Source organism: Geothrix campi, from assembly GCF_024609265.1.
GTDB lineage: Bacteria > Acidobacteriota > Holophagae > Holophagales > Holophagaceae > Geothrix > Geothrix campi.
Genome location: NZ_JANHMP010000001.1, coordinates 351,857 through 372,782 on the forward strand (window position 1 = coordinate 351,857; position 20,926 = coordinate 372,782).

A 20,926-nucleotide genomic window follows, 5' to 3' on the forward strand; every position below is an offset into this window, starting at 1 on the left:
CATCAACTCGTGAGGTGATATTTTGATGGTTGAGGGCCATAAAAAAAAGATTGGAACCTTTTTTTGTTGAACGTAACTGTGTTCCAGGACTAGTTTGTGGCGTGATGTGAATCACAATAAGCGGAGGTAGCATGAAAAAAACGCTCCTTTTCCTCCTGGCAGGGACTGCCCTGTCCCTGTCCGCCCAGCAGGGTCAGGCCTGGGTGATGGGTCACGTGGGCCAGACGATGTTCGACAAGGACAAGAACTTCGGAACCTCCATCGACCTGAAGGACGAACTCCACTACGGTCTCGGCGTGGGTCACTGGTACACCGACCGCTGGGGCGTCGACCTGCGGGCGCTGCACAATGACATAAAGGCCGACAAGATCCCCGGCGCCCCCACGGGCAGTGAGACTCACCTCCTTCTCTCAGGCCTGTTCAACTTCAGGCCCGGCGCCGACAACTGGTACCCCTACTTGGCCGCTGGCCTGGGTGGGACGAACGTCGACAAGAACTATTCCCCCAGCGGGAAGGAGACCACCCGCTTCAACTTCCACGGTGGCATCGGCGTGATGGGCCGGCTGGCCGACCACTTCATGATGGATCTGAGCGCGAAGGCCGTGAGTGTCGAGCTCCCCAAGTCCCGCATGGAGTACCTGGCCACGCTGGGCCTCGGCTACACCTGGGGTGGCGGCAAGAAGGCTGCCCCGGCGCCGCCGCCGCCTCCCCCACCGCCGGCCCCCGAGCCGAAGCCCGAGCCCAAGCCTGAGCCCGTGGCTCCTCCTCCGCCGCCACCGCCGGCTCCCGAGCCGCCCAAGGAAGTGGTCAAGCCCGTGCCGCCGCCCCCGGCCAAGATCGTCCTGGATGAGGCCGTGCTTCACTTCGCCAACGGCAAGGCCGACCTCGGCCCCGATGCGACCGCGGCCATCCGCAAGGTGGCGGACAGCCTGAAGGCCTATCCTGGCGACTACACGCTGGAAGTCAGCGGCCACACCTCCTCCACCGGCAGCAAGGCCGTGAACAAGAAGATCTCCAAGGCACGTGCTGAAGCCGTGGCCAAGGTCCTGGTGGATTCGGGCATCCCCGCCGCCAAGGTCACCTCAGTGGGCGTCGGTCCCGACAAGCCCATCGCCGACAACAAGACCAAGGAAGGCCAGGCGAAGAACCGCCGTGTCGAGATCGACGTGAAGACCAAGGACGGCAAGGCCGAGGTCCGCAAGATCACCACCGAGACCGTGGACACGACCCCGAAGAAGTAGCCTCAGACAGGGCGGGGGCCTTCGCGGGCCTCCGCCCCATTGACTCCGGAGCCACGCCATGTCCATGAAAGACGAGTTCAAGACCTTCATCATGAAGGGCAACGTAGTCGACCTGGCCATCGCCGTGGTCGTGGGTGGCGCCTTCGGGAAGATCATCACGGCCTTCGTGGATGGCATCGTGATGCCCCTGGTGACCTATGTTCTCCCCGCCAACATCAAGTGGGAGGAGTGGGTCCTGGGCAAGTTCCGCATCGGTGCGGTGCTGGGCGCCACCGTGAACTTCCTGATCATCGCCCTGGTGATTTTCCTCGTGTTGATCAAGTTCCTGGGCAAGTTCGTGAAGAAGGAAGCCACCGCCCCTACCACCAAGGAGTGCCCGGCCTGCCTGGAGCAGGTACCCCTCAAGGCCACCCGTTGCAAGCACTGCACGAGCCAGTTGTAGGGATGCCATGAGGATCGGAAAGGGCCCGGCTTCCGGGCCCTTTCTCTTGTGAAGAAAGGCCCTTCCGTGCTGAACTGAAGGTTCAACCTCAGGGGCGCTCGGGTGCGCTCCTCCGACGCACGAGGGCGCCGATGAGCGAGCAAGCTCCGGTCAGCATGCCATTTCCGGATGGAAGGAATCAGGGCGAACCTGCCCCGGAATCGCCGAAGGCGATTGCCGGGAGGAAATATTCTGTCTTCCTCCCGAAGACCGATTTCCCCATGAAGGCCGACCTGCCGCAACGGGAGCCCAAGCGCCTGGAGCGCTGGAAGGCCGAAGGCCTTTACGCCCGCATCGAGGCGAAGCGCAAGGCCGACAACGCCGCCGGGAAGGGCAGGGGGCGCGAAGTGCTGCACGATGGCCCGCCGTACGCCAACGGCGCCATCCACATGGGCCACGCCCTCAACAAAATCCTCAAGGACGTGGTGGTGAAGTCCCGCTGGATGGAGGGCTACGAATCGCCCTACGTGCCGGGCTGGGACTGCCACGGCCTGCCCATCGAGCACGCGGTGGAGAAGGACCTGGGGCCCAAGCGCCGGGAGCTGAGCCGCGCCGAGTTCCTCCAGAAATGCCGCGCCTACGCCCAGAAATGGATCGACACCCAGCGCACGGCCTTCCAGCGCCTGGGTGTGCTGGGGGCCTGGGAACAGCCCTACGTGACCATGGATCCCCGCTACGAGGCAGAAACGGTGCGCCATCTGGCCAAGCTCTTCGAGAGCGGCTCCGTCACCCGCAAGCTCAAGGTCGTCCACTGGAGCTACGGCGCCCGCACGGCCCTGGCCGAAGCCGAGGTCGAGTACGCCGACAGGACCAGCCCCGCCATCACGGTGGCCTTCCCGGTGACCGACGCTGCCGCGAAGCACATGGAACTGCCCACGCCCTTGTTCCTCCCCATCTGGACCACCACGCCCTGGACCTTGCCCAGCAACCTGGCCGTGGCCATGCACCCGGACCTGGAGTACGCGGTGGTTCGTGCGGACGGACGCCATTACATTGTGGCGGTGACGCTCCGGGAAGACTTCGCGAAGAAGCTCGGACAGGCCCTGCATACCGTGGAGATCCGCAAGGGGAAGGAATTCCAGACCCTCGTGGCGCGTCACCCCTGGATCGATCGGGACAGTCCGGTGCTGCTGGGTGACTACGTGACCGCCGACACGGGCACGGGCCTGGTGCATACCGCACCGGATCACGGTGTGGACGACTTCAACCTGGCCCATCATCTGGGCCTGCTCCAACTCGTGGGGCCCGATGGCAAGTTCCTGCCGGTCGTGAACGATCCCGAGCTGGAAGGGAAGAACATCTTCGAGTGCAATCCCCTGGTGGTGGACAGGCTCCGCCGCATCGGGGCGCTCCTCCACGAGGAGAGCCTCACCCACAGCTATCCCCACTGCTGGCGCACCAAGACCCCCATCCTCTTCCGCGCCACCGAACAGTGGTTCATCACCATGGATTCGGAGCTGGCCGGGAAGGGCCGCAGCCTGCGGGAGCTTGGCCTCGAGGGCGTGGAGCAGACCCAGTGGGTGCCCGCCCAGGGCCAGAACCGCATCTACGCCATGATCTCCGGCCGCCCCGATTGGTGCATCAGCCGCCAGCGCGCCTGGGGCACCCCCATCACCGTGCTCCGCTGCGAGGCCTGCGGCGAGCCCTTGGTGGCCGACTCCATTTTCGAGAAGGCGGCTGCAGCCATCGAGCAGGGTGGCATCGAAGCCTGGTCCGAGCTGTCCGTCGAGGTTCTGTTGCCCGCTGGGGCGCGGTGCAAGTGCGGATCCACAGCCTTCCAGAAAGAGACGGACATCCTCGATGTCTGGATCGATTCCGGCGTCAGCGCCTCGGTGGTGTGCGAGTCCCACCCGGAGCTGAACCGGGATGACTACAGCCAGTTCATCTACCTGGAAGGCTCGGATCAGCACCGGGGCTGGTTCCACAGCTCGCTGCTGTTCAATCTCGCGGCCACCGGCACCAAGCCCTATAAGCAGGTCGTCACCCATGGCTTCGTGCTGGATGGCAAGGGCCAGAAGATGTCCAAGAGCCTTGGGAACGTCATCACGCCCGAGGAGATCCTCAAGACCCTGGGCGCGGACATCCTGCGTTGGTGGGCTGCCAGCAGCGACTACAGCGAAGACATCCGCATCTCGAAGGAGATCCTCGACCGCGGCGCCGACGCCTATCGCAAGACCCGCAATACCTTGCGCTTCCTGTTGGGGGCCCTGGCGGACTTCGACCCTACGAAAGATATGGTGGCGCCTGGGGACCTGGCACCCCTGGACCGCTGGGTCCTGGACGCCTTCGGCCGCATGGCCCAGGAGGTGCGCGACGCCTACACCCGGTTCGAGTTCCTCCGCGCCACCCAGGCCCTCCTGGGCTTCTGTCAGCTCGAACTCTCGGGCCGGTACTTCGAGATCATCAAGGATCGCCTCTACTGCGACGCGCTGGATTCCCCCCGCCGCCGCAGTTGCCGCCAGGCCTGCTGGGAGCTGGCCCAGGGCCTCTGCACCCTGCTGGCCCCCGTCATGAGCTTCACCGCGGACGAGGCCTGGGAGCAGATCCCGGGCTGTTCCGGCAGCGTGCACGAGCAGCGGTTCCCCGAACGCGACGCCCCCGTCGCCGATCCGAAATGGGAGAGGCTGTGGGAGGTGCGCGAAGCCGTGCAGGCCGCCATGGAGCCCCATCGCGCCGCCAAGACCATTGGCACGAGCCTAGATGCGGCGGTGAAGATCACTTTGAGTCCGGCGGACTGGGACCTGTTGGATGGTCTCGGCGAATCCCTGGACGACCTGTTGGTGGTTTCTTCCCTCGCTCGAACCGCAAATTCGAGCGCCGCCGCGCCCCTCGTCGCCGTCACCACCCATCAGGGCACCAAGTGCCCCCGCTGCTGGAACCGCAAGGGCGGGCACGGGAAGGGTGAGGACGCGGCGCTATGCATCCGCTGTGCGACGGTGGTGGCCGAGTGAAACGATTCCTCTGGCTGCTGCTACCCGCCACCGCCCTCGCCGTGGATCTCGGCTCCAAGAGCTGGATCCTGCGGACGCTGGGTGAAAACGAATCCCTGCCTGTCATCAAAGGGTTCTTCTACCTGACCCTGGGCTTCAACCGCGGCGCCATTTTCGGCAGCCTCACCTGGCTGCCGGAGATGGCCCGGTTCGCGGTGTTCGGTCTGGCCGGTCTGGCGGCGCTGTTCTATTTTGGCCGGCTCTTTCTGGCGAAGACGACCTCTACCTGGGACCGGGTGGCCCTGGGCCTCATCCTTGGCGGGGCGCTCGGCAATGGCATTGACCGGCTGGTCCGCGGCGCCGTGGTGGACTTCCTCGACTTCATCTTCGGCACCTGGCACTACTGGACCTTCAACCTGGCCGACAGCTTCATCCTCATTGGCGCTGTCCTCTATGGATTGCGGATGCTGCTGGCGCCGAAGGCGGTGGATCCCCAGGCGAATGGATAGGGCCTACTGCGCCTCGATGGCCTTGAGCAACGCGGGATCCTTGGGCAGCTGATCCACATCGGCGAGCCTGGGGATGAGGCGCTTCCAGAACGGCTCGGCGGCGAAGACCTGCTTGAAGATGGGCAGGGCCTCGTCGCGTTTGCCGCTGGAGGCCAGGGCCACGGCTTGCCAGAACGGCATTTCCCAGATGCCAGGGGCCAGCTTGGCCGCCGCGGCATAGGCGGCCTTGGCCTCGGGCCACTTGGCGGCAGTGACGAACCCGTCGCCTTCATCCATCAGGCGATACGCTCGGCGCAGCTGGACGAGGCGGCCCAGCTCCTTCAGGGGATCCGGGTTGTCCTCCACGCGCAGGTCGAAGAGACGGTCGTTCCAGGGTTGGCCGGAGGGCTTGCCCTTCACGATGAGGATGGCCGCGCTCTGCTGGCCGCGGATATCCCCGCCCTCCGCCTGGGCGGCTCGAAGGGCTGCCAGCAGACGGTCCGCCAAGTCGCCCTGGGCGGTGCGGAAGGCCTTGGCCATGGCTGGCCAGACCGTGGCCTTGTCCATGAGGTTGGCCTCCACGGTGAAGCCTTCGCCTACCTCATGCCCGGCAGCCTGGATGCATTTGGCGCCCGTGTGGGCCGCGGCGCGACCCTGGGCATCCACCATGGCCACCTGGCGCACCTCGCGGTCCGGATCCGCCGCCAGGAGCGCTTTCAGAGCTTCCGGCGCGGGTTTGCCCGCCTTCATGAGGGCGAGCCCGAGGGCCCCGTAGCTGGGCTCGGTAAAGCTCTGGGTGGCCACGGCGCCCACGCCCGGCTCCGCCCAGGGCACGGCGGCGCCCACGGAGAACCAGTGGCTCTGCACCGCCACCCCCAGGTCGCCCGTGGCGGTGTCCCGCGCCACGATGGAGTAGGTATGGACCGGACGGCGCGGAACCTCGCCGGCTCGCAGGGGCAGGGCCAGCGACAGGAGCGTGAGGGCAAGCAGACGCATGGGAACTCCGGCGAGTGGATGTGCCCCCCATCCTACTCCCGGCTGGTACGATGACCGGCATGCGACGCCTCCTGCTCCCTGCCGTCTCCTGCCTCCTGCTCGGCGCGGTGCCACCGCGGGAAGCCTATGTGAAGTCCGTGGATGCCTGGCACGCGGAACGCACGGCCCGGCTGGCCGCCGAAGACGGCTGGCTGAGCCTGGTGGGGCTGGACTGGCTCAAACCCGGAGAGAACACGCTGGGCACGGCCTCCGGCTCGACCGTTCTGCTGCCCGAGGGGGCTGCTCCTGCCCAGGCGGGCACCTTCATGGTCGAAGGGAGTACGGTGCGGATCCATCTCGTCACAGGCAGCGGAATCCTCGTGAATGGACAGGTCGTGGCGGAAGCCACGCTGAAGACGGATGCGGACGGCCAGCCGGATCTGCTGCGGGCCGGCCGGATCACGTTCTATGTCATCCGCCGGGGCAGCCGCTTCGGCATCCGCATGAAGGATCCAGAAGCTCCGACCCGCAAGGCTTTCCATGGCGTAGCGCGCTTCCCGGTGGACCCCGCCTGGCGGGTGGAGGCGGCCTATATCCCATATCCCACGCCACAGACCCGGGCCATCCCCACGGTGCTGGGCACTTCCGAATCCATGACTGCACCAGGGCTGCTGCGCTTCAAGCTCAAGGGCCGCACGGTCACCCTGGAACCCCTCATCGAGGACCCGGCCCATCCGGAGCTCTTCATCATCTTCCGCGACGCCTCCAGCGGGAAGGAGACCTATCCGGCCGGGCGCTTCCTCTATGCCGCCATGCCCAAGGACGGGAAGGTGATCCTGGATTTCAACCGCGCCTACAACCCGCCCTGCGCGTTCTCCCATTTCGCCACCTGCCCCTTGCCGCCGAAGCGCAACGACCTTCGCATCGCGGTCCGGGCAGGTGAAAAAGACTATGGCCAGCATTGAATCTGCCCGATCTGTATCCGGGCCGGTAGATCCTATGGTGGGGGCTGAAGCAGGAAAATAGATGCATTGATTGTTCCGGTGGGAACGTTACCATCTGCTCAGACACCCAATAAACAGTCCGGAGGAACCATGCCGCCCGGAAACACCCATGCCAAAGCACCAGCCAAGGTGGTCGAGAAGGTGACCGTCGAGGCCTGCATTGCCATCGCGCAGCGGGTCCAACGCGCACGCTGTATCTCGGGCGATCAGGCCGGCTCAGAGGCGGCCAACCAGATCGCCGAAGTCATGCGTGAAGAACTTCTTCGCTAGTTGCCGGATCGCACCGCCCTGGTCCGGGCCGCCCTCGTAAGTCAGACCCGGAATTCGTCGGGCCGCCAAATCTTGATGCGCTTCTTGATGGCTTCGCCATCCAGGTTTTCCTGGAAGGCTTCCCGCACTCGTTCGGCGACTTCTGAATCGGCGGCGAAGCGCAGTCCCACAAGCTGCTTGACGGTCAACTCGGGGATGCGGGCCTTCAAATCCTCGGGCAGGAGGCGCGCGAGGCGCAGCTGCTCCTCCAGGCGGATGAGGCGGTCCTGGACCTTGAGGGCGTAGACACGGACCTGCACTGCCAGGGCGAGTACTGCCAGGGCCAGGAGGGCGATCCAGAAGGTAGCCAGGGCGGGGCGGCGGACGAACGTGTAGATCGTGGCGACGGCGGTGATCAGGAAGAAGGGAAGCAGGATGAAGTGGTGAAGAGGCTCGAAGCGACGATGGGTCGCGTAGGTCTGGGGTGCGGACATGGGATCTCCAGGGGACGATCCAGGTTACTCCAGGGGCCCGCTGCGCCGCCGCTTGATGTCGGAAGATCGCTTCTTGGCTTCCAGGCGCCGTTCCTTGGAGGCCTTCGTGGGGCGGGTGGCCCGGCGGGGGATGGGCCGCACCAAGGCGGCGCGCACAGCCTCGGCGGCCTTCTCCCGGGCATCCTCCAGGTTCTTGAGCTGGTCCCGGGTGCGGTCGCTGATGACGATCCAGAGCCCCTCGGCATCCAGACGGTTGCGCTGGGTCACCCTCAGCCGCACCAGGGCATCCTCCGGGAGGCCCTCGATGGCGGCCAGATCGATGCGCAGCTCCACCTTGGAGGACACCTTGTTCACGTTCTGCCCGCCCGCGCCGCCAGCTCGCACCGCCTTGAAGCGGATGGCATCGCCGGGGATGCGGACGGAAGCGGTGACTGGGATGGGATCGGCCATGCGGAATCCTACCGCATCGCCTCCATGGGACTCAGGCGCATGGCGCGGAAGGCGGGATAGAGGCCGAAGACCACAGCCAGGGTCAGGGCCACGATCCAGGCGGTGATCAGGCCGATGGGATTCACCACCAGTCCGTAGGGGAAGCTGGCGGAGAGGGCTTGGCACAGCAGGCCCCCCGAGAGGGTACCCAGCAGGGCCCCGATGGCCGCCAGCACCACCGCCTCCAGCAGGAACTGGATGAAGATCTCGTGGTCGGAGGCGCCCAGGGCCTTGCGCAGACCGATCTCGAAGCGACGGTCGCTGAAGCTGATTAGCATGACGGACAGCACGCCCACGCCCCCCACCAGTAGCACCGTGCCGGCCAAGCTGAGCAGCACCACCTTCCATCCGTGCATCTGCTCCAGGAAGTTCTGGTAGCTCTTCGCGGCCTCGGCGTCCAGATCCACCACCTCGGCGTCCTCGATGCCATGGTGGGCCTGGCGGATGCGGCTGAGGAGCATGGCCGAAACCTCGCCGAGATCCTCGGTGCGGCGGAGTTTCACCGTGATCTGGGCCAGCTTGTGGGCGGGATCCATGCGGTCCATGTAGGCTTCCAGCGGGATGAGGATGCCGTTGGCATCCGTGTAGTTCTCCTCATTGAAGATCTGGCCCGGGGCCTGGACGCCCACGATGCGGAAGGGTACGCCCTCCACCACCAGGTCGCGGCCCACAGGATCGGCGCCCCCGAAGAGCTTTGCGGCGAGGGTGGCGCCCACGACGGCCACCGTGGACCGCCGCCGCTGGTCATCTTCGGTGAGTCCCCGGCCCAGGCCGATGGGCCGGTTCATCCAGACGGCGTAGTCGGGGGTGACACCGGTGACGAAGATGCGTTCGGTATCACCGGTCACACGGACCGAGGAGGTGCGCTGGGATCTGGGGAGGAAGGCGAGCACCTTGGGATGGGGGGCAGTGAGGCGCGACAGGTCCTCCTGGCGCAGGCCTGGGCTCATCACAAAGCGGCTGCGTTCCTCGGCCGTTTCCGCCGTCTTCGGGGCGATGCGCACGGTGCCGTCCCAGCTCATGCCTGCGAAACCGGTACTGACCTTGTCCATGACGCCATCGAGCACCGAGGTCATCACCACGAGGGCGAATACGCCCAGCATGAGGAGGGTGAGGGTGAGGATGCTCCGGACCTTGTGGGCCCACAACTCCACCAGGCCCGTGCGGACCACTTCCCAGAGCATGGCTGGGCTGAAGCCGCGCGTCTTGGCTCGCGGCGCGGGAGCTTCTCCGTCCAGCAGGGAAGGGCCGGGGGAACGGGGGAGAATGGCCTCGTCACTCATATCTGAGAGCCTCCATGGGAGACAGGCGCGAGGCTTTCCAGGCTGGATAGAGCGCGAAGAGGAAGCCGAAGGCCGCCGCCAGACCATAGGCCCAGACGAAGCTGGCCGGCGTCATATAGAGGGGGATGCCGAGGCTCTTGGTGATGATCCAGGAGAAGCCGATGCCCAGTACCAGTCCGGCCAGGCTCCCTAGGGCCGTAAGCAGGAGCGCCTCGGTCATGAAGCCCTTGAAGATCTCGCGGCCAGAGGCGCCAAGGGCCATCTTCACGCCTACCTCGCGAACACGTTCCTTGAGGCCGGCCATCTGGATGTTCACGTTCACGATGCCGCCGCCCACCAGGGCCAGCACGCCCGAGAGCATGAAGATGATGTCGTAGACATCGCCCTGGCTGTTGCGACGGCGGATGCGGGCGGCCACATCGTCCAGGCGGAAGTCCTCCTGGAGCCGGTGGTTGGCTTTCACCAGATCGGAGAGCTGCTTCGCGAAGGCACCCATCACGGCCATGTCGGGGATGCGAAAGCTGACGCGGTCCACCCGTCGGTAGGCGTCCCCGTTCATGCGGCGTTGCACCAGGTTCGCGGGCACGGCGATGATGCGGTTCCGCCACCAGAACTGGTTGCGCTGGCCCTCCCGGAACCGGAAGACGCGCTCCTCGAAGGCGCCGATGACCGTGACGGGGATGGCCCCGATCCGCAAGGTCTGGCCCACGGCATCGCCCTTGGGGAAGAAGGTCTGCGCCGCCTCAGTACCGAGGATGACGACGGGGGCGCCCGTATCCATCTCCGTGGCGGAGAAGCCGCGACCCTGAGCCACGGCATAGCCGTTGGCCGGAATGAAATCGCCGCCGATTCCGCTGATCTGGCGGTCCTGGTCCCCGTAGGCCGAGACCACCCGGGACCGGGCGTTCTTCTGCCGGCTCACGCCCTGGATGGCGTCCGCCTTCAGGGCCTCGCCGCCGATGGCGTCGGCGTCGCGCAGGCCCAGGTTGGCCTGCTGGAGCGCCGTGGGCTGGCCATCGCGCACGGCGGCTTTCGGTTGGATGTTCAGCTTGTCCAGGCCGCCCATCTTCACGAACATCTGATCCGCGCGCTTCCGCTGGCTATCGGAGATGGAGAAGCCGCCCAGCACGGAGGCGACCCCCAACAGCACCCCCAGAGCCTGCAGGATGGAACGGCCGAGGTTCTCCCGGATCTCCACCCAGGCCCCGAACAGCCGTTCGCGAAACGCGCCCGAGGTGGTCATCTAGGCCACTCCCTCGGTCAGGGCGATCAGACCATCCCTGATCTCCACCCGCCGCTCCGCCTGGGCGGCAATGGAGGGATCGTGGGTCACGAGCAGCAGGGTATTGCCCTGCCGGTGGAGTTCACGGAAGAGATCCAGAACTTCGGCGCCGGTCTTGGAATCCAGGGCGCCTGTGGGTTCATCCGCCAGCAGCAGGGCCGGTTCGTTGGCCAGGGCCCGGGCCACGGCCACGCGCTGCTTCTGGCCGCCGGAGAGCGTGCCCGGCAGCTTGTCGGCCTTGTCGGCGATGCCCACCTTCTCAAGCAGGGCCATGGCCCGTTCGCGCCGTTCGCGGCGGCCCACGCCCGCGTAGAGCATGGGTAGCTCCACATTGCGGACGATGCTGGCCTTGGGCAGCAGGTTGTAGCTCTGGAAGACAAAGCCCACCTTCTCGTTGCGGATCCGCGCCAGTTCACCGCCGGAGAGCCCCTGAACCTGGTGGCCATCCAACGTGTAGGTGCCCGTCGAAGGCAGATCCAGGCAGCCCAGGATGGCCATGAGCGTGGACTTGCCCGAGCCGGAAGGGCCGATGAGGGCCACGAACTCGCCCTTTCCCACGGTGAGGTCGATGCCGCGCAGCGCGTGGACCGCCGCCCCGTTGGCGCCATAGACCTTGGTGAGGCCTTCTGTCTGGATGATCGTGGACATGCGATTCCTCAGTGGAGCAGGGCCCCGAGGGAGGCGGAGGCCGACCGAAGGGCGGGGGTGCGGGGGGACGTCGCGAGCGAAGCGAGCAGGCGGTCCCCCCGCGGAGCATCAGTTGTTTTCATCGTCTTTCTCGACCTTCTTCTTGCTGGGATCTTCGAGGCTCACCTGGTCATTGGCCTTGAGGCCGGACAGGATCTCCACGCGCTCGAGGGTCGCGATGCCGGCCTTGACTGGAACCACGTCGAAGTATTCCTTCCAGTGGTCGGAGAGCCAGATGAATTTGCCGCGACCCGAGAGGCCTTCCTTGGCCTTGGCGAGGTCCTGGGGCAGGAGGTTCTCCTTCAGGCGGTAGACCACGGTCTGCCCATCCCGGCGCTGCAGGGACTCCAGAGGCACACTCACGGCTTTGTCCCGCTTCTCGCCAAGGATCTCCACGTTGGCGCTCATGCCCGTGCGGAAGGCCTCCGTGAGCTCATCCAGGGCCACCTCCACCTTGAAGACCTTGATCTTCTCCACCAGATCCGCGGCCGGAGCCACGAAGCGCACCTTGCCTGTGAAGGCCTTCTGCGGATAGGCATCCAGGGTGATGCGGACGGCCTGGCCCACCTTCACCTTGGCGATGTCCACTTCGTTGAGGTTCACCCTCACGATGAGCGAGCCCAGGTCGGCCACAGTGAACACCACCGTGCCGGCATTGAAGGAGCTGACCCCCGAGGTGATGGTGTCGCCCAATTCCACACCACGCTTGATGACCACGCCGTTCATGGGCGCCGTCACGCGAGCGAGCTGGGTAGAGGCGTTGCCGCTGATGGGGATGCCGCGGTCCTCAACGATCTGGTACCGGGTCTGGGCGCTCTTGTAGGCCTCTTCCGCGAGGTCGCGGGTGGTCTTGGCACCCCGGTAGGCTTGATCGGAAATGAGCCCTGATTTGAAGAGTTCGGATTGCTGGGCGAAGTCCCGTTCGGCATTCTTGAAGCTCACCCGTGCCTGGGACACGCTGCCCTGGACGTCGGACAGCGTTTGGGCCTGGTTCACGTCCGGCTCCACTTCGGCCAGTACTGCACCGGCCCGCACGGTAGCCCCCTCGCGGACCTTCAGGCCCACGATGCGCCCGGACACCGTGGACTTCACGTCCACCTTGGTGAGGGGATCCACCACGCCCACTTCCCGGACGCTCACCTGGAGGTCCTCAGCCTGGACCTTGCCCAGGCGGAAGGGGGTGCTGGCCTCGGCCTTCTTGCCCTTGCCATCACTTCCCTTGAGGGTGAAGAACATGCCGGCCGCCAATGCGGCTCCAGCCACGGAGACGATGACCCACCGCTTCTTCATGAAACCCCCTGATGGGAAAGATGCCGGGCTTGCCGGGGTGATGAATGGCCTACGGGGAAAAGTCTGAGACCGTTTAGGCCAGGCCCCCTCCTGACTTCGGTCGCTGGTACATGGGAATCGGCCAATGGACGGGCCTGTCGGGGAGTGCCGCCGTGGCGTCCTGCCACAAGGCCTGAGGCAACGATCCACGGCGAGTTGGTTAAACCTTCTCCAATTGCTCGGGACTAATGATGTTGTGAGTTGGCACGAGGACGGCATCAGGTCGTTCTGGGACGATTCCCCTTCGCGGCCTGGCCGCACCAGGAGCACACCATGTCCAACCTTCAGAAGCGCGTGGCCTTTATCGTGGCGGCGGGCCTTATCGGCGCCTCCCTCATGGCCCAGACCCCGGTGCCGCCGCCGACAGGCCAGCAGGTGGAGCGGAAGGGAGAGCGCGTCGAGCGCCGAGGCGAGGCCCAGGAGCGGAAGGGCGAGCGTCAGGAGCGCCGAGGCGCCCGCAACGAGCGTCAGGGAGAACGGAAAGAACGCCAGGGTGCCCGCATGGAAAAGCGGGGCGAGGCCCTCGAGGCCAAGGGCGATGTGAAGGCTGGCGCGGCGCTAGAGCGCAAAGGTGAACGCCGCGAAGCGGTGGGCGGGGCCCAGGAGGCCAAAGGCGCCCGGCAAGAGCGGCGCGGGGCGCGGAACGAGCGGAAAGGGGAGCGCAAGGAACGTCGTGGCGAGCACCTTGAGCACAAGGGCGAGCGCCTGCAGGCCCAGGGCAAGTAGCTCTTTCCACCCTCACGAAAGCGGCCCCCGATGGGGGCCGCTTTCGTGAGGCGTTAAGCAGCCTACCGCACGGTCTCCCGCGCGATCATCAGTTCTTCGTTGGTGGGCACGACGGTGACCACCACACGGGAATCAGGGGTGCTGATGATCCGCTCGCCCGTGCCGTGCTCGTTGGCTTCGGGATCCAGCTTGACGCCCAGGAAGCCCAGCTTGCTGCAGACCTTGGCGCGGACATAGGTGCTGTGGGTGCCAATGCCGGCGGTGAAGGTGATGGCGTCGACACCATCCAGGACCGTGGCGTAGGAGCCGATGAACTGGCGCACGTTGTAGGTCAGGAGGTCGCGGGCCAGGCGGGCGCGGTCATTGCCGCTGTCGGCGGCCAGCTCGATCTCGCGGAAATCGGAGGACACCCCGGAAATGCCGAGCAGCCCGGACTTCTTGTTCAGCAGGTCCGTGATGGCCGCGTAATCCAGGTGTTCGTGCTCCATGAGCATCTCCACCACGCTGGGATCGATGGTGCCGCAGCGGGTGCCCATGATGACGCCCTGGAGCGGCGTCATGCCCATGCTGGTGTCCATGCTCCTGCCCTGGCCCACGGCGCAGATGCTGGTGCCGTTGCCGATGTGGCAGGTGATGACCTTCAGCGACCGGAGGGGGCGGCAGAGCAGGATGGCCGTGCGGGCGGCCACGAAGGCGTGGCTGGTGCCGTGGAAGCCATAGCGGCGGATGCCGTACTTCTGGCTCAGTTCGTAGGGGATGCCGTAGGTGCGGGCGTGGTCGGGGATGTTGTGGTGGAAGGCCGTATCGAAGACCGCCACATGGGGCACATCGGGGAAGGTCTCCCGGGCGACGCGGATGCCCAGGGCGTTGGCCGGATTATGGAGCGGCGCATAGATGGCGAAAGCCTCGATGTCGTGGAGCACCTCGTCCGTCACCAGCACGGAGTCGCCGTATTTGGGCCCGCCATGGACCACCCGGTGGCCCACGGCGTGGACGGGGGTGTCGTGCAGCACATTGGTGTGGAGGCGGTCCAGGATGGCCTCCAGGGCCTCCCGGTGGGTGGGGAGGGGGAGGGTCTCCTTGCGCTTCTCCCCACCGATGGTGCAGGCGAGGATGCCATCAGCGAGGCCGATGCGCTCCGCGATGCCCTCGGCGATGGACGCCTCGTTCACCATGTCGAAAAGATTGAACTTCAGGCTCGAAGAGCCGGCATTCAGAACGAGAACGAACACAGAATCCCCCATGACAGGGAAAGTCTAGCTTCCATGGATAGTGACCGGTGACTCATTGTGGATGAGTTGGTCACCATGCCGCCGCCCAGGGGGAGGCTAGGTCGAAAAAACCCCCGCCTCCAGGGTGGCTGGATCAGGCCAGGGGGCCGCCAAGGCCGTTTCCGCGGCGGCAAGGAGCTCCGCTTCAAGGCGGGGCCGCAGGTCCGGGGCTGGCGCCCACCCCCGGTGCGCGAGCCAGGTTTCAAAGCGGGGCAGGGGATCCTTGGCGGCCCACTCGGCCAACAGCCCGGGATCCACGTAGCGCTGGTCGTCATGCTCGGCGTGGCCCTTCATGCGGAAGGTCTCGCAGACGAGAAAGGCCGGTCCCTTGCCCTCCAGACAGCGCTGCCGGGCCTGGGCGGCGGCAGCGTAGACAGCGGCGGCATCATTGCCATCCACGGTGAGGGTGAAGGCGCCCTGGGAGCGGGCCGACATCCTGCCGGCCATCTGGCGGTCAGGAGGGGTGGAGAAGGCATACCCGTTGGATTCACCCACGACGATGAGGGGGAGTTTCTGCACCACGGCGAAGTTGAGCCCCTCATAGAAGGCGCCGGTGGAGCTGCCGCCGTCGCCAATCCAGGTCATGGCGACGCGATGCTCGCCCTTCTGCCGGAAACTGAGGGCCACACCGGCCATCACAGGGATGAGGGCGCCAAGCATCGACGTGGGCGCGAGGAGGCCGCGCGCCACCGAGCCGAAGTGGTTGTTGTGCTCCCGGCCTCCGGTGGGGCCGGTGGCGCGGCCGAGGTACTGGAGGAAGATCTCCAGCGGCGTGGCCCCCCGGACGAACATGGAACCCAGGTTGCGGATCATGGGGGCGATCACATCCTCTGGCCCGAGCGCCATGGCCGTGGCGCAGGCGGTGGCCTCCTGGCCCAGGCTGCGGTAGATGCTGCCAAGGGTCTGGCCCTGTCGGAAGAGTTTCACCAGCCGCTCCTCCGCAAGTCGCGTGAGCAGCATGGCTTCGTGAAGGCGCAAAGCGGTTTCCTGATCCATCGGGTTAGGATAATCCCATGCTGAGCCTCCGTCCCGCTGTCCCCGCCGACGCCCCGCTGATTCTGCAGTACATCCGTGAACTCGCGGCCTATGAGCGCGAACCGGAGGCGGCGGTCGCCACCGAGGCGGACCTCCATCGCTACGCCTTCTCGGACCATCCGCTGGTGAAGGTGACCATGGCGGAATGGGACGGCCAGCCTGCTGGATTCGCCCTCTGGTTCCTGAACTTCAGCACCTGGGAAGGCAAGCCCGGCATCTACCTCGAGGACTTGTTCGTCCGCCCCGCCTTCCGGGGCAAGGGCATCGGCAAGGCCTTGCTCCAGCACCTGGCGGCGCGGGCCGTGCAGGAAGGCTGGACCCGCTTCGTCTGGCAGGTGCTGGACTGGAACACACCGGCCATCGAGTTCTACGAGGCCCACGGGGCCAAGGTGATGCGGCCCTGGCTCACCTGCCGCATCGAGGGCGAGGCCCTGGCGAAACTGGCCGGGGGCTTGGGCTGATGTGGGCACCACTGCTCCGTCTCAAAGCGGCCCTGGGGCCCGAGGCGGAGCTGGTGGTGGTCGGTGGGGCCGTCCGCGATGAACTGCTGGGTCGCTCCCATGCGGATTGGGACCTGGCCACCAAGCTGATGCCGAAGGCCGTGATGGACCGGGCGCGGGCCGCGGGCCTGAAGGCCATCCCCACAGGCCTCCAGCACGGCACGGTGACGGTGATCCTCGAGGGGCGGCCCATCGAGATCACCACGTTCCGTACGGACGGAACCTACCTGGATGGGCGCCGGCCGGAGACGGTGCAGCTGGGCGTCAGCCTGGAGGAGGATCTTTCCCGCCGGGACTTCACCATCAACGCCATGGCCCTTCCCGTGGGAGGAGGAGAGCTGGTGGATCCGTTCGGGGGGCGGGCGGACCTGGAGTCGCGGATGCTCCGGGCCGTGGGTGATCCCCTGCATCGTTTCGCGGAGGACGGCCTCCGGACCCTGCGTGCTTGCCGCTTCGCCGCCCAGCTCGGCTTCGAAGTGGAGGCTGAGACCCTCGCCGCCATCCCCGAACGGCTCGACGTGGCCCGGAAGGTGGCGGCGGAGCGCGTCCTCACCGAGCTCACCAAGCTGCTCTGCGGCCTCGAACCCCACCGTGGCCTGGACCTCCTGGCCCAGACCGGATTGCTGGATCTCTGGCTGCCGGAGCTGTCCCCTATGATCGGTTGCGGGCAGAACCGCCACCACCGCCATGACGTCTGGATCCACACGCTGGAGGTGGCGCGCCTGGTTCCCCCAGAGCCGGGTCTGAGGTGGGCCGCCCTGCTGCATGATGCCGGCAAGCCCGGAGCCCGCACCGTCGGGGAGGATGGCGAGGTCCGCTTCCACGGCCACGAAGGCCAGTCGCTGGCCCTGGCCGAGGCCATCCTCGACCGCCTCAAGGCCGCCCATGCCCTCCGCCGCGAGGTGCTGGCTCTGGTGCGTCACCACGGCACCCATCCGACGGCGGACTGGAGCGATGCGGCCTGCCGCCGGTTCCTCCGCCGCCTCCAGGACGACGGGTTGAACCTGGCCCGCTGGGGGGCCTTCCGCCTGGCGGATCAGCGGGCCAAGGGGCTGGAGGTGGAAGCGCGGGAACGGGAGCATGCCGCGATCCTGGCCCGGCTCGAAACCCTGGTCGCCGCGGCGCCGCCCCTGGCGGTGAAGGCTCTGGCCCTGGATGGCGCGGCCCTCATGGCGTTGACGGACCGTGGTGGCGGTCCCTGGCTGGGGCAGCTGCAGCGCGACCTGCTGGAGGCCGTGATCGAGGATCCCTCCCTTAACACGCCCGAGGCGTTGACCGCGCTGGCCCTGCAGCGGCTTTCCGGCGCCTAGGTCCGCTCGATCAGCACCACGGCCTGCGCGGCGAGCCCTTCGCCGCGACCGGTGAAGCCCAGCTTCTCGGTCGTGGTGGCCTTCACGTTCAGGGCATCGCTGTGGATTCCCAGCAGTGGGGCGATGCGATCGCGCATGCGCTGGCGGTGGGGTCCGATCTTCGGTCGCTCGCCGATGAGGCAGACGTCGGCGTTCACCACCCGCCAGCCGCGCTCGGCAAGATCGCCCATCACCTTTTCGAGCAGGCCCGCGGAGTCGGCGCCCCGGTAGGCGGGATCCGTGTCCGGGAAGTGCTGGCCGATATCGCCCAGGCCCGCCGCGCCAAGCAGGGCGTCCATCAAGGCGTGCAGCATGACGTCCGCGTCGCTGTGTCCCGCCAAGCCCTGGTCATGGGGGATGTCGCAGCCCATGAGCATCAGCGGCCGGCCGTCCTCCGGGGCCGCGAAGCGGTGGACATCGACCCCGAGGCCTGTCCGGAAGGCGGTCATACGCGCTCGGCTCCCAGGTTGCGGTGTTCCCCGGTGGATTCGTCCGACAGCTTGATCGCCCCCGTGATGGGGTGATCAGGCATGAGGAGAATGACTTCGGTCCCCTCGCCCTCTTCGCTGATGAACTCCAGGGTGCCGCCGTGCTCCTCGACGATCTTCTTCACAGTGGCCATGCCCAGCCCGGTCCCCTTCTTCTTCCCGTAGCTGAAGAAGGGCTCGAAAATGCGTTTGACCACCCGCTTGGGAATCCCCCGACCCTGGTCCTTCACGCGGATCTGCACCCCACCCGTGACCTGGATCCAGCTCACCAGCACCTCGCCGCTGATGCCGACCGTGGCGTCCAGGGCGTTGGCCAGGAGGTTTTCCATCACCCGGGTGAAGCGGCCAGGATCCAGCTTGATCAGGCAGGGCGCGCCCTCGGTGCGGAGGATCACCCCCATTTCAGCGGCCCTGGGGACCAGCGGCTCGATGATGGCGTCGAAGAAGGCGCGCAGATCCACCGTCTCCCGCCGGGGCTCGCGCACCTTCGCGAAATCGAGCACATCCTGGCTGAGGTGCGTCAGGCGGTCCACACATTCCAAGATCTTGCGGCAGTGGTGACGCACCTTGCTGTCCTCGGTGGACAGTTCGAGCAGGTCCGCGTGGCCGCGCAGCACGAACAGGCCATTCTTGAAATCGTGGACGATGGAGCTGGCCACCTGGCCCACCGTGGCCAGCACATGGCTGCGCAGGTTCTCTTCGGACAGGCGGGTCCGCTCGATGGCGATGGCGCAGAGCGACACGATGGCCTCGAAGGTCGGCCGGTCCGGTGGCTCGATGATGGGGCGGCGGCTGTCCAGATAGACCACGCCGATGCGCCGGCCCTGGAGCAGGAGCGGCAGGCAGAGGATGGTCTTCAGTTCCAGGCGCTGGATCGAGTGCTGGGTGAGCAACTGCCCTTCGTCCGCGACATTGAGGATCCAGACGGGGTCGCCGGTTTCGAAGACTTTGTGGACGCTGGACATGGACAGTTGGATCTGGCCCTCAAGCTCCTGGCCGAGGTTGCGCTGGACGCGGCAGGCCAACTCGCCATCCTCCAGGAGCATGAGAAAGCCCCGGTCCGTACCCGAAATGCTGAGCAGACGATCCAGGGACTGTTCGAGCATGTCCTCCAGGTCCACTTCCTCGGCCAGGAGCTGGGCCGCCTCGAGAATGGCCTGGAGATGGATCTCCGAACTGCTGTGGTCAGTGCGGACTAGGACCAGGGTGTAGGCGCCATCGGCCAGGACCAGAGGCGTTCCGGGCTCCCAGGGCTCCCGCCCCAGCGCCTTTTCCTTGTAGAAGCTGCCGTGCGTGGTCTGGAGGTCCTCGGCCCACCAGGCATCGTCCCGCAACTCCAGGCGCAGGTGGTTGCGGCTGATCATGTTGTCGGACAGCACCACATCGCAGAGGCTTTGCCGTCCCACCGTCACGGAACGGGCCAGCGGCACGGTACGTTCGAAGCCGTGCCGATCTCGAATCAGGAGCTGGTAGCGCTGGGCCACGACATCTCCCGGAGGGGGCGTCAGGGGGGAGGAGGGATGAGTTCTGGACTGCGATCCCAAGATTATCCGGCCATCGGCTGGACACAAGTGGAAGTCCCATGAGGGAATAGAGGTCATGCACCGCCACCCTGACCTCGATCCCTCCGCCAACTTGGAGGACCCCATTGAATATTCCCTGAGGCCGCAGCGGCTCCAGGAATATATCGGCCAGGCCAAGGTGAAGGCACGTCTGGAAATCGCCCTCCAGGCCGCCACCAAGCGTGGCGATGTGCTCGACCATGTGCTGCTTTTCGGCCCTCCAGGACTAGGCAAAACCACCCTGGCACACGTGCTTGCCAATGAAATGGGCGCGCCCTGCAAGGTGATCCAGGCCCCGGCCCTGGAGAAGAAGGGGGACCTGGCGGCCATCCTCACCAATCTGGATGCGGGCGAGTTCCTCTTCATCGACGAGATCCACCGCCTGTCCGCGCCCATCGAAGAAATGCTGTACTCGGCCATGGAGGACCGGAAACTAGACATCCTCATCGGCCAGGGCCCCAGCGCCCAGACCCTGAAGGTGGACCTCCGGCCCTTCACGCTGGTCGGAGCCACCACCCGCGCCGGCCTGATCTCGAAGCCGCTGCACGACCGGTTCGGCCTGGTTCACCGCCTGGAGTTCTACACCCGGGCGGATCTGGCCATCATCGCCCGCCGGTCGGCGGATCTGCTAGGCATCCATCTGGCCACGGAAGGGGCCGAGGCCATCGCCCGCCGGAGCCGGGGGACGCCGCGCATCTGCAATCGCCTGCTCCGGCGCTGCCGGGATTACGCCGAGGTGAAGGGGGACGGGACCATCACGATGGAATCCGCGGAGGCCTGTCTCCGGCTTCACGAGGTGGATGACCTGGGCCTGGACGGGCTGGACCGGGACTACCTCCAGGCCATCTGCCACAAGCACCGGGGCGGGCCCGTCGGGCTGCGGACCCTGGCCGCCGCCTTGGGCGAGGACGAAGGCGCGTTGGAGGATCTCGTGGAGCCCTACCTCATGCAGGTGGGCTTCCTGGACCGCACGCCCCAGGGCCGAAAGGCCACCGACGCGGCCTACGCCTACCTGGGGGTGAAGTCCGATCCAGGTCCGCTGTTTCGCTGACCCGGAATGCTG

Annotated in this window: 21 protein-coding genes; 10 read left to right on the forward strand and 11 right to left on the reverse strand. The window is 66.4% G+C overall.

What is annotated here, in order from left to right:
* Positions 1-131: 131 nt before the first annotated feature.
* The 4 genes from NOV65_RS01770 (at position 132) to lspA (ending at position 5,161) form a co-directional block, all read left to right on the forward strand.
* Positions 132-1,241 (forward strand): OmpA family protein, encoded by a 1,110-nt coding sequence (locus NOV65_RS01770; RefSeq protein ID WP_257303706.1) that lies wholly within the window; start codon positions 132-134, stop codon positions 1,239-1,241.
* Positions 1,242-1,299: 58 nt separating this feature from the next.
* Positions 1,300-1,683 (forward strand): large conductance mechanosensitive channel protein MscL, encoded by a 384-nt coding sequence (gene mscL / locus NOV65_RS01775; protein WP_257303708.1) that lies wholly within the window; start codon positions 1,300-1,302, stop codon positions 1,681-1,683.
* A gap of 260 nt (positions 1,684-1,943) precedes the next feature.
* Positions 1,944-4,673 carry an isoleucine--tRNA ligase gene (gene ileS, locus NOV65_RS01780; protein WP_257303711.1) on the forward strand — a complete coding sequence of 910 codons (2,730 nt, stop codon included), beginning with the start codon at positions 1,944-1,946 and terminating at the stop codon, positions 4,671-4,673.
* A complete protein-coding gene (gene lspA / locus NOV65_RS01785) occupies positions 4,670-5,161 on the forward strand; it encodes a signal peptidase II (RefSeq protein ID WP_257303712.1) in 492 nt (163 codons plus the stop codon). The genes ileS and lspA overlap by 4 nt, the downstream gene beginning before the upstream one ends.
* A gap of 3 nt (positions 5,162-5,164) precedes the next feature.
* Here the strand turns inward: lspA and NOV65_RS01790 are convergent, their stop codons facing one another.
* Positions 5,165-6,136: a DUF1028 domain-containing protein gene (locus NOV65_RS01790; RefSeq protein WP_257303714.1), complete on the reverse strand. Its 972-nt coding sequence runs from the start codon at positions 6,134-6,136 to the stop codon at positions 5,165-5,167.
* 59 nt (positions 6,137-6,195) lie between these two features.
* Between NOV65_RS01790 and NOV65_RS01795 the strand changes: the two genes are divergently transcribed.
* Both NOV65_RS01795 and NOV65_RS01800 read left to right on the forward strand, forming a co-directional pair.
* The gene (locus tag NOV65_RS01795; protein WP_257303716.1) at positions 6,196-7,080 is read left to right on the forward strand and encodes a DUF1684 domain-containing protein; all 885 of its coding nucleotides are present in this window, start codon (positions 6,196-6,198) and stop codon (positions 7,078-7,080) included.
* A 129-nt stretch (positions 7,081-7,209) separates the two neighbouring features.
* Positions 7,210-7,389 carry a hypothetical protein gene (locus NOV65_RS01800; RefSeq protein ID WP_257303718.1) on the forward strand — a complete coding sequence of 60 codons (180 nt, stop codon included), beginning with the start codon at positions 7,210-7,212 and terminating at the stop codon, positions 7,387-7,389.
* Positions 7,390-7,430: 41 nt separating this feature from the next.
* Here the strand turns inward: NOV65_RS01800 and NOV65_RS01805 are convergent, their stop codons facing one another.
* The 6 genes from NOV65_RS01805 to NOV65_RS01830 all read right to left on the reverse strand — a co-directional run bounded on the left by NOV65_RS01805 (position 7,431) and on the right by NOV65_RS01830 (position 12,893).
* Positions 7,431-7,862, reverse strand: a complete 432-nt coding sequence (locus tag NOV65_RS01805; protein ID WP_257303720.1) for a DUF6526 family protein — start codon at positions 7,860-7,862, stop codon at positions 7,431-7,433.
* 24 nt (positions 7,863-7,886) lie between these two features.
* Positions 7,887-8,312, reverse strand: a complete 426-nt coding sequence (gene arfB, locus NOV65_RS01810; protein WP_257303723.1) for an alternative ribosome rescue aminoacyl-tRNA hydrolase ArfB — start codon at positions 8,310-8,312, stop codon at positions 7,887-7,889.
* Between the two features lie 8 nt (positions 8,313-8,320).
* Positions 8,321-9,634, reverse strand: a complete 1,314-nt coding sequence (locus NOV65_RS01815) for an ABC transporter permease (protein WP_257303725.1) — start codon at positions 9,632-9,634, stop codon at positions 8,321-8,323.
* The gene (locus NOV65_RS01820; RefSeq protein WP_257303727.1) at positions 9,627-10,877 is read right to left on the reverse strand and encodes an ABC transporter permease; all 1,251 of its coding nucleotides are present in this window, start codon (positions 10,875-10,877) and stop codon (positions 9,627-9,629) included. The genes NOV65_RS01815 and NOV65_RS01820 overlap by 8 nt, the downstream gene beginning before the upstream one ends.
* On the reverse strand, positions 10,878-11,564 hold the full coding sequence (locus NOV65_RS01825; RefSeq protein WP_257303728.1) for an ABC transporter ATP-binding protein: 687 nt from the start codon (positions 11,562-11,564) through the stop codon (positions 10,878-10,880). It abuts the gene before it with no gap.
* 108 nt (positions 11,565-11,672) lie between these two features.
* Positions 11,673-12,893, reverse strand: a complete 1,221-nt coding sequence (locus NOV65_RS01830) for an efflux RND transporter periplasmic adaptor subunit (RefSeq protein WP_257303730.1) — start codon at positions 12,891-12,893, stop codon at positions 11,673-11,675.
* 312 nt (positions 12,894-13,205) lie between these two features.
* Between NOV65_RS01830 and NOV65_RS01835 the strand changes: the two genes are divergently transcribed.
* Positions 13,206-13,658 (forward strand): hypothetical protein, encoded by a 453-nt coding sequence (locus NOV65_RS01835; protein WP_257303732.1) that lies wholly within the window; start codon positions 13,206-13,208, stop codon positions 13,656-13,658.
* A 62-nt stretch (positions 13,659-13,720) separates the two neighbouring features.
* Here NOV65_RS01835 and NOV65_RS01840 read toward each other — a convergent pair whose 3' ends face one another.
* Positions 13,721-14,890 (reverse strand): acetate/propionate family kinase, encoded by a 1,170-nt coding sequence (locus NOV65_RS01840; protein ID WP_257303733.1) that lies wholly within the window; start codon positions 14,888-14,890, stop codon positions 13,721-13,723.
* Between the two features lie 96 nt (positions 14,891-14,986).
* Complete coding sequence (locus NOV65_RS01845) at positions 14,987-15,907, reverse strand: thiamine pyrophosphate-dependent dehydrogenase E1 component subunit alpha (RefSeq protein ID WP_257303735.1); 921 nt, start codon at positions 15,905-15,907, stop codon at positions 14,987-14,989.
* 35 nt (positions 15,908-15,942) lie between these two features.
* Between NOV65_RS01845 and NOV65_RS01850 the strand changes: the two genes are divergently transcribed.
* Complete coding sequence (locus tag NOV65_RS01850) at positions 15,943-16,425, forward strand: GNAT family N-acetyltransferase (RefSeq protein WP_257303736.1); 483 nt, start codon at positions 15,943-15,945, stop codon at positions 16,423-16,425.
* Entirely contained in the window at positions 16,425-17,774 is a 1,350-nt protein-coding gene (locus NOV65_RS01855) for a CCA tRNA nucleotidyltransferase (RefSeq protein ID WP_257303737.1), read from the forward strand. Before NOV65_RS01850 ends, NOV65_RS01855 begins: the two co-directional genes overlap by 1 nt.
* Here NOV65_RS01855 and ispF read toward each other — a convergent pair.
* Both ispF and NOV65_RS01865 read right to left on the reverse strand, forming a co-directional pair.
* Entirely contained in the window at positions 17,771-18,262 is a 492-nt protein-coding gene (ispF, locus tag NOV65_RS01860; RefSeq protein ID WP_257303740.1) for a 2-C-methyl-D-erythritol 2,4-cyclodiphosphate synthase, read from the reverse strand. The genes NOV65_RS01855 and ispF overlap by 4 nt on opposite strands.
* Complete coding sequence (locus NOV65_RS01865) at positions 18,259-19,785, reverse strand: sensor histidine kinase (RefSeq protein WP_257303742.1); 1,527 nt, start codon at positions 19,783-19,785, stop codon at positions 18,259-18,261. Before NOV65_RS01865 ends, ispF begins: the two co-directional genes overlap by 4 nt.
* 115 nt (positions 19,786-19,900) lie before the next feature.
* Here NOV65_RS01865 and ruvB point away from each other — a divergent pair, with 115 nt between their 5' ends.
* Positions 19,901-20,914 (forward strand): Holliday junction branch migration DNA helicase RuvB, encoded by a 1,014-nt coding sequence (ruvB, locus tag NOV65_RS01870; protein WP_257303743.1) that lies wholly within the window; start codon positions 19,901-19,903, stop codon positions 20,912-20,914.
* Positions 20,915-20,926 lie beyond the last annotated feature (12 nt).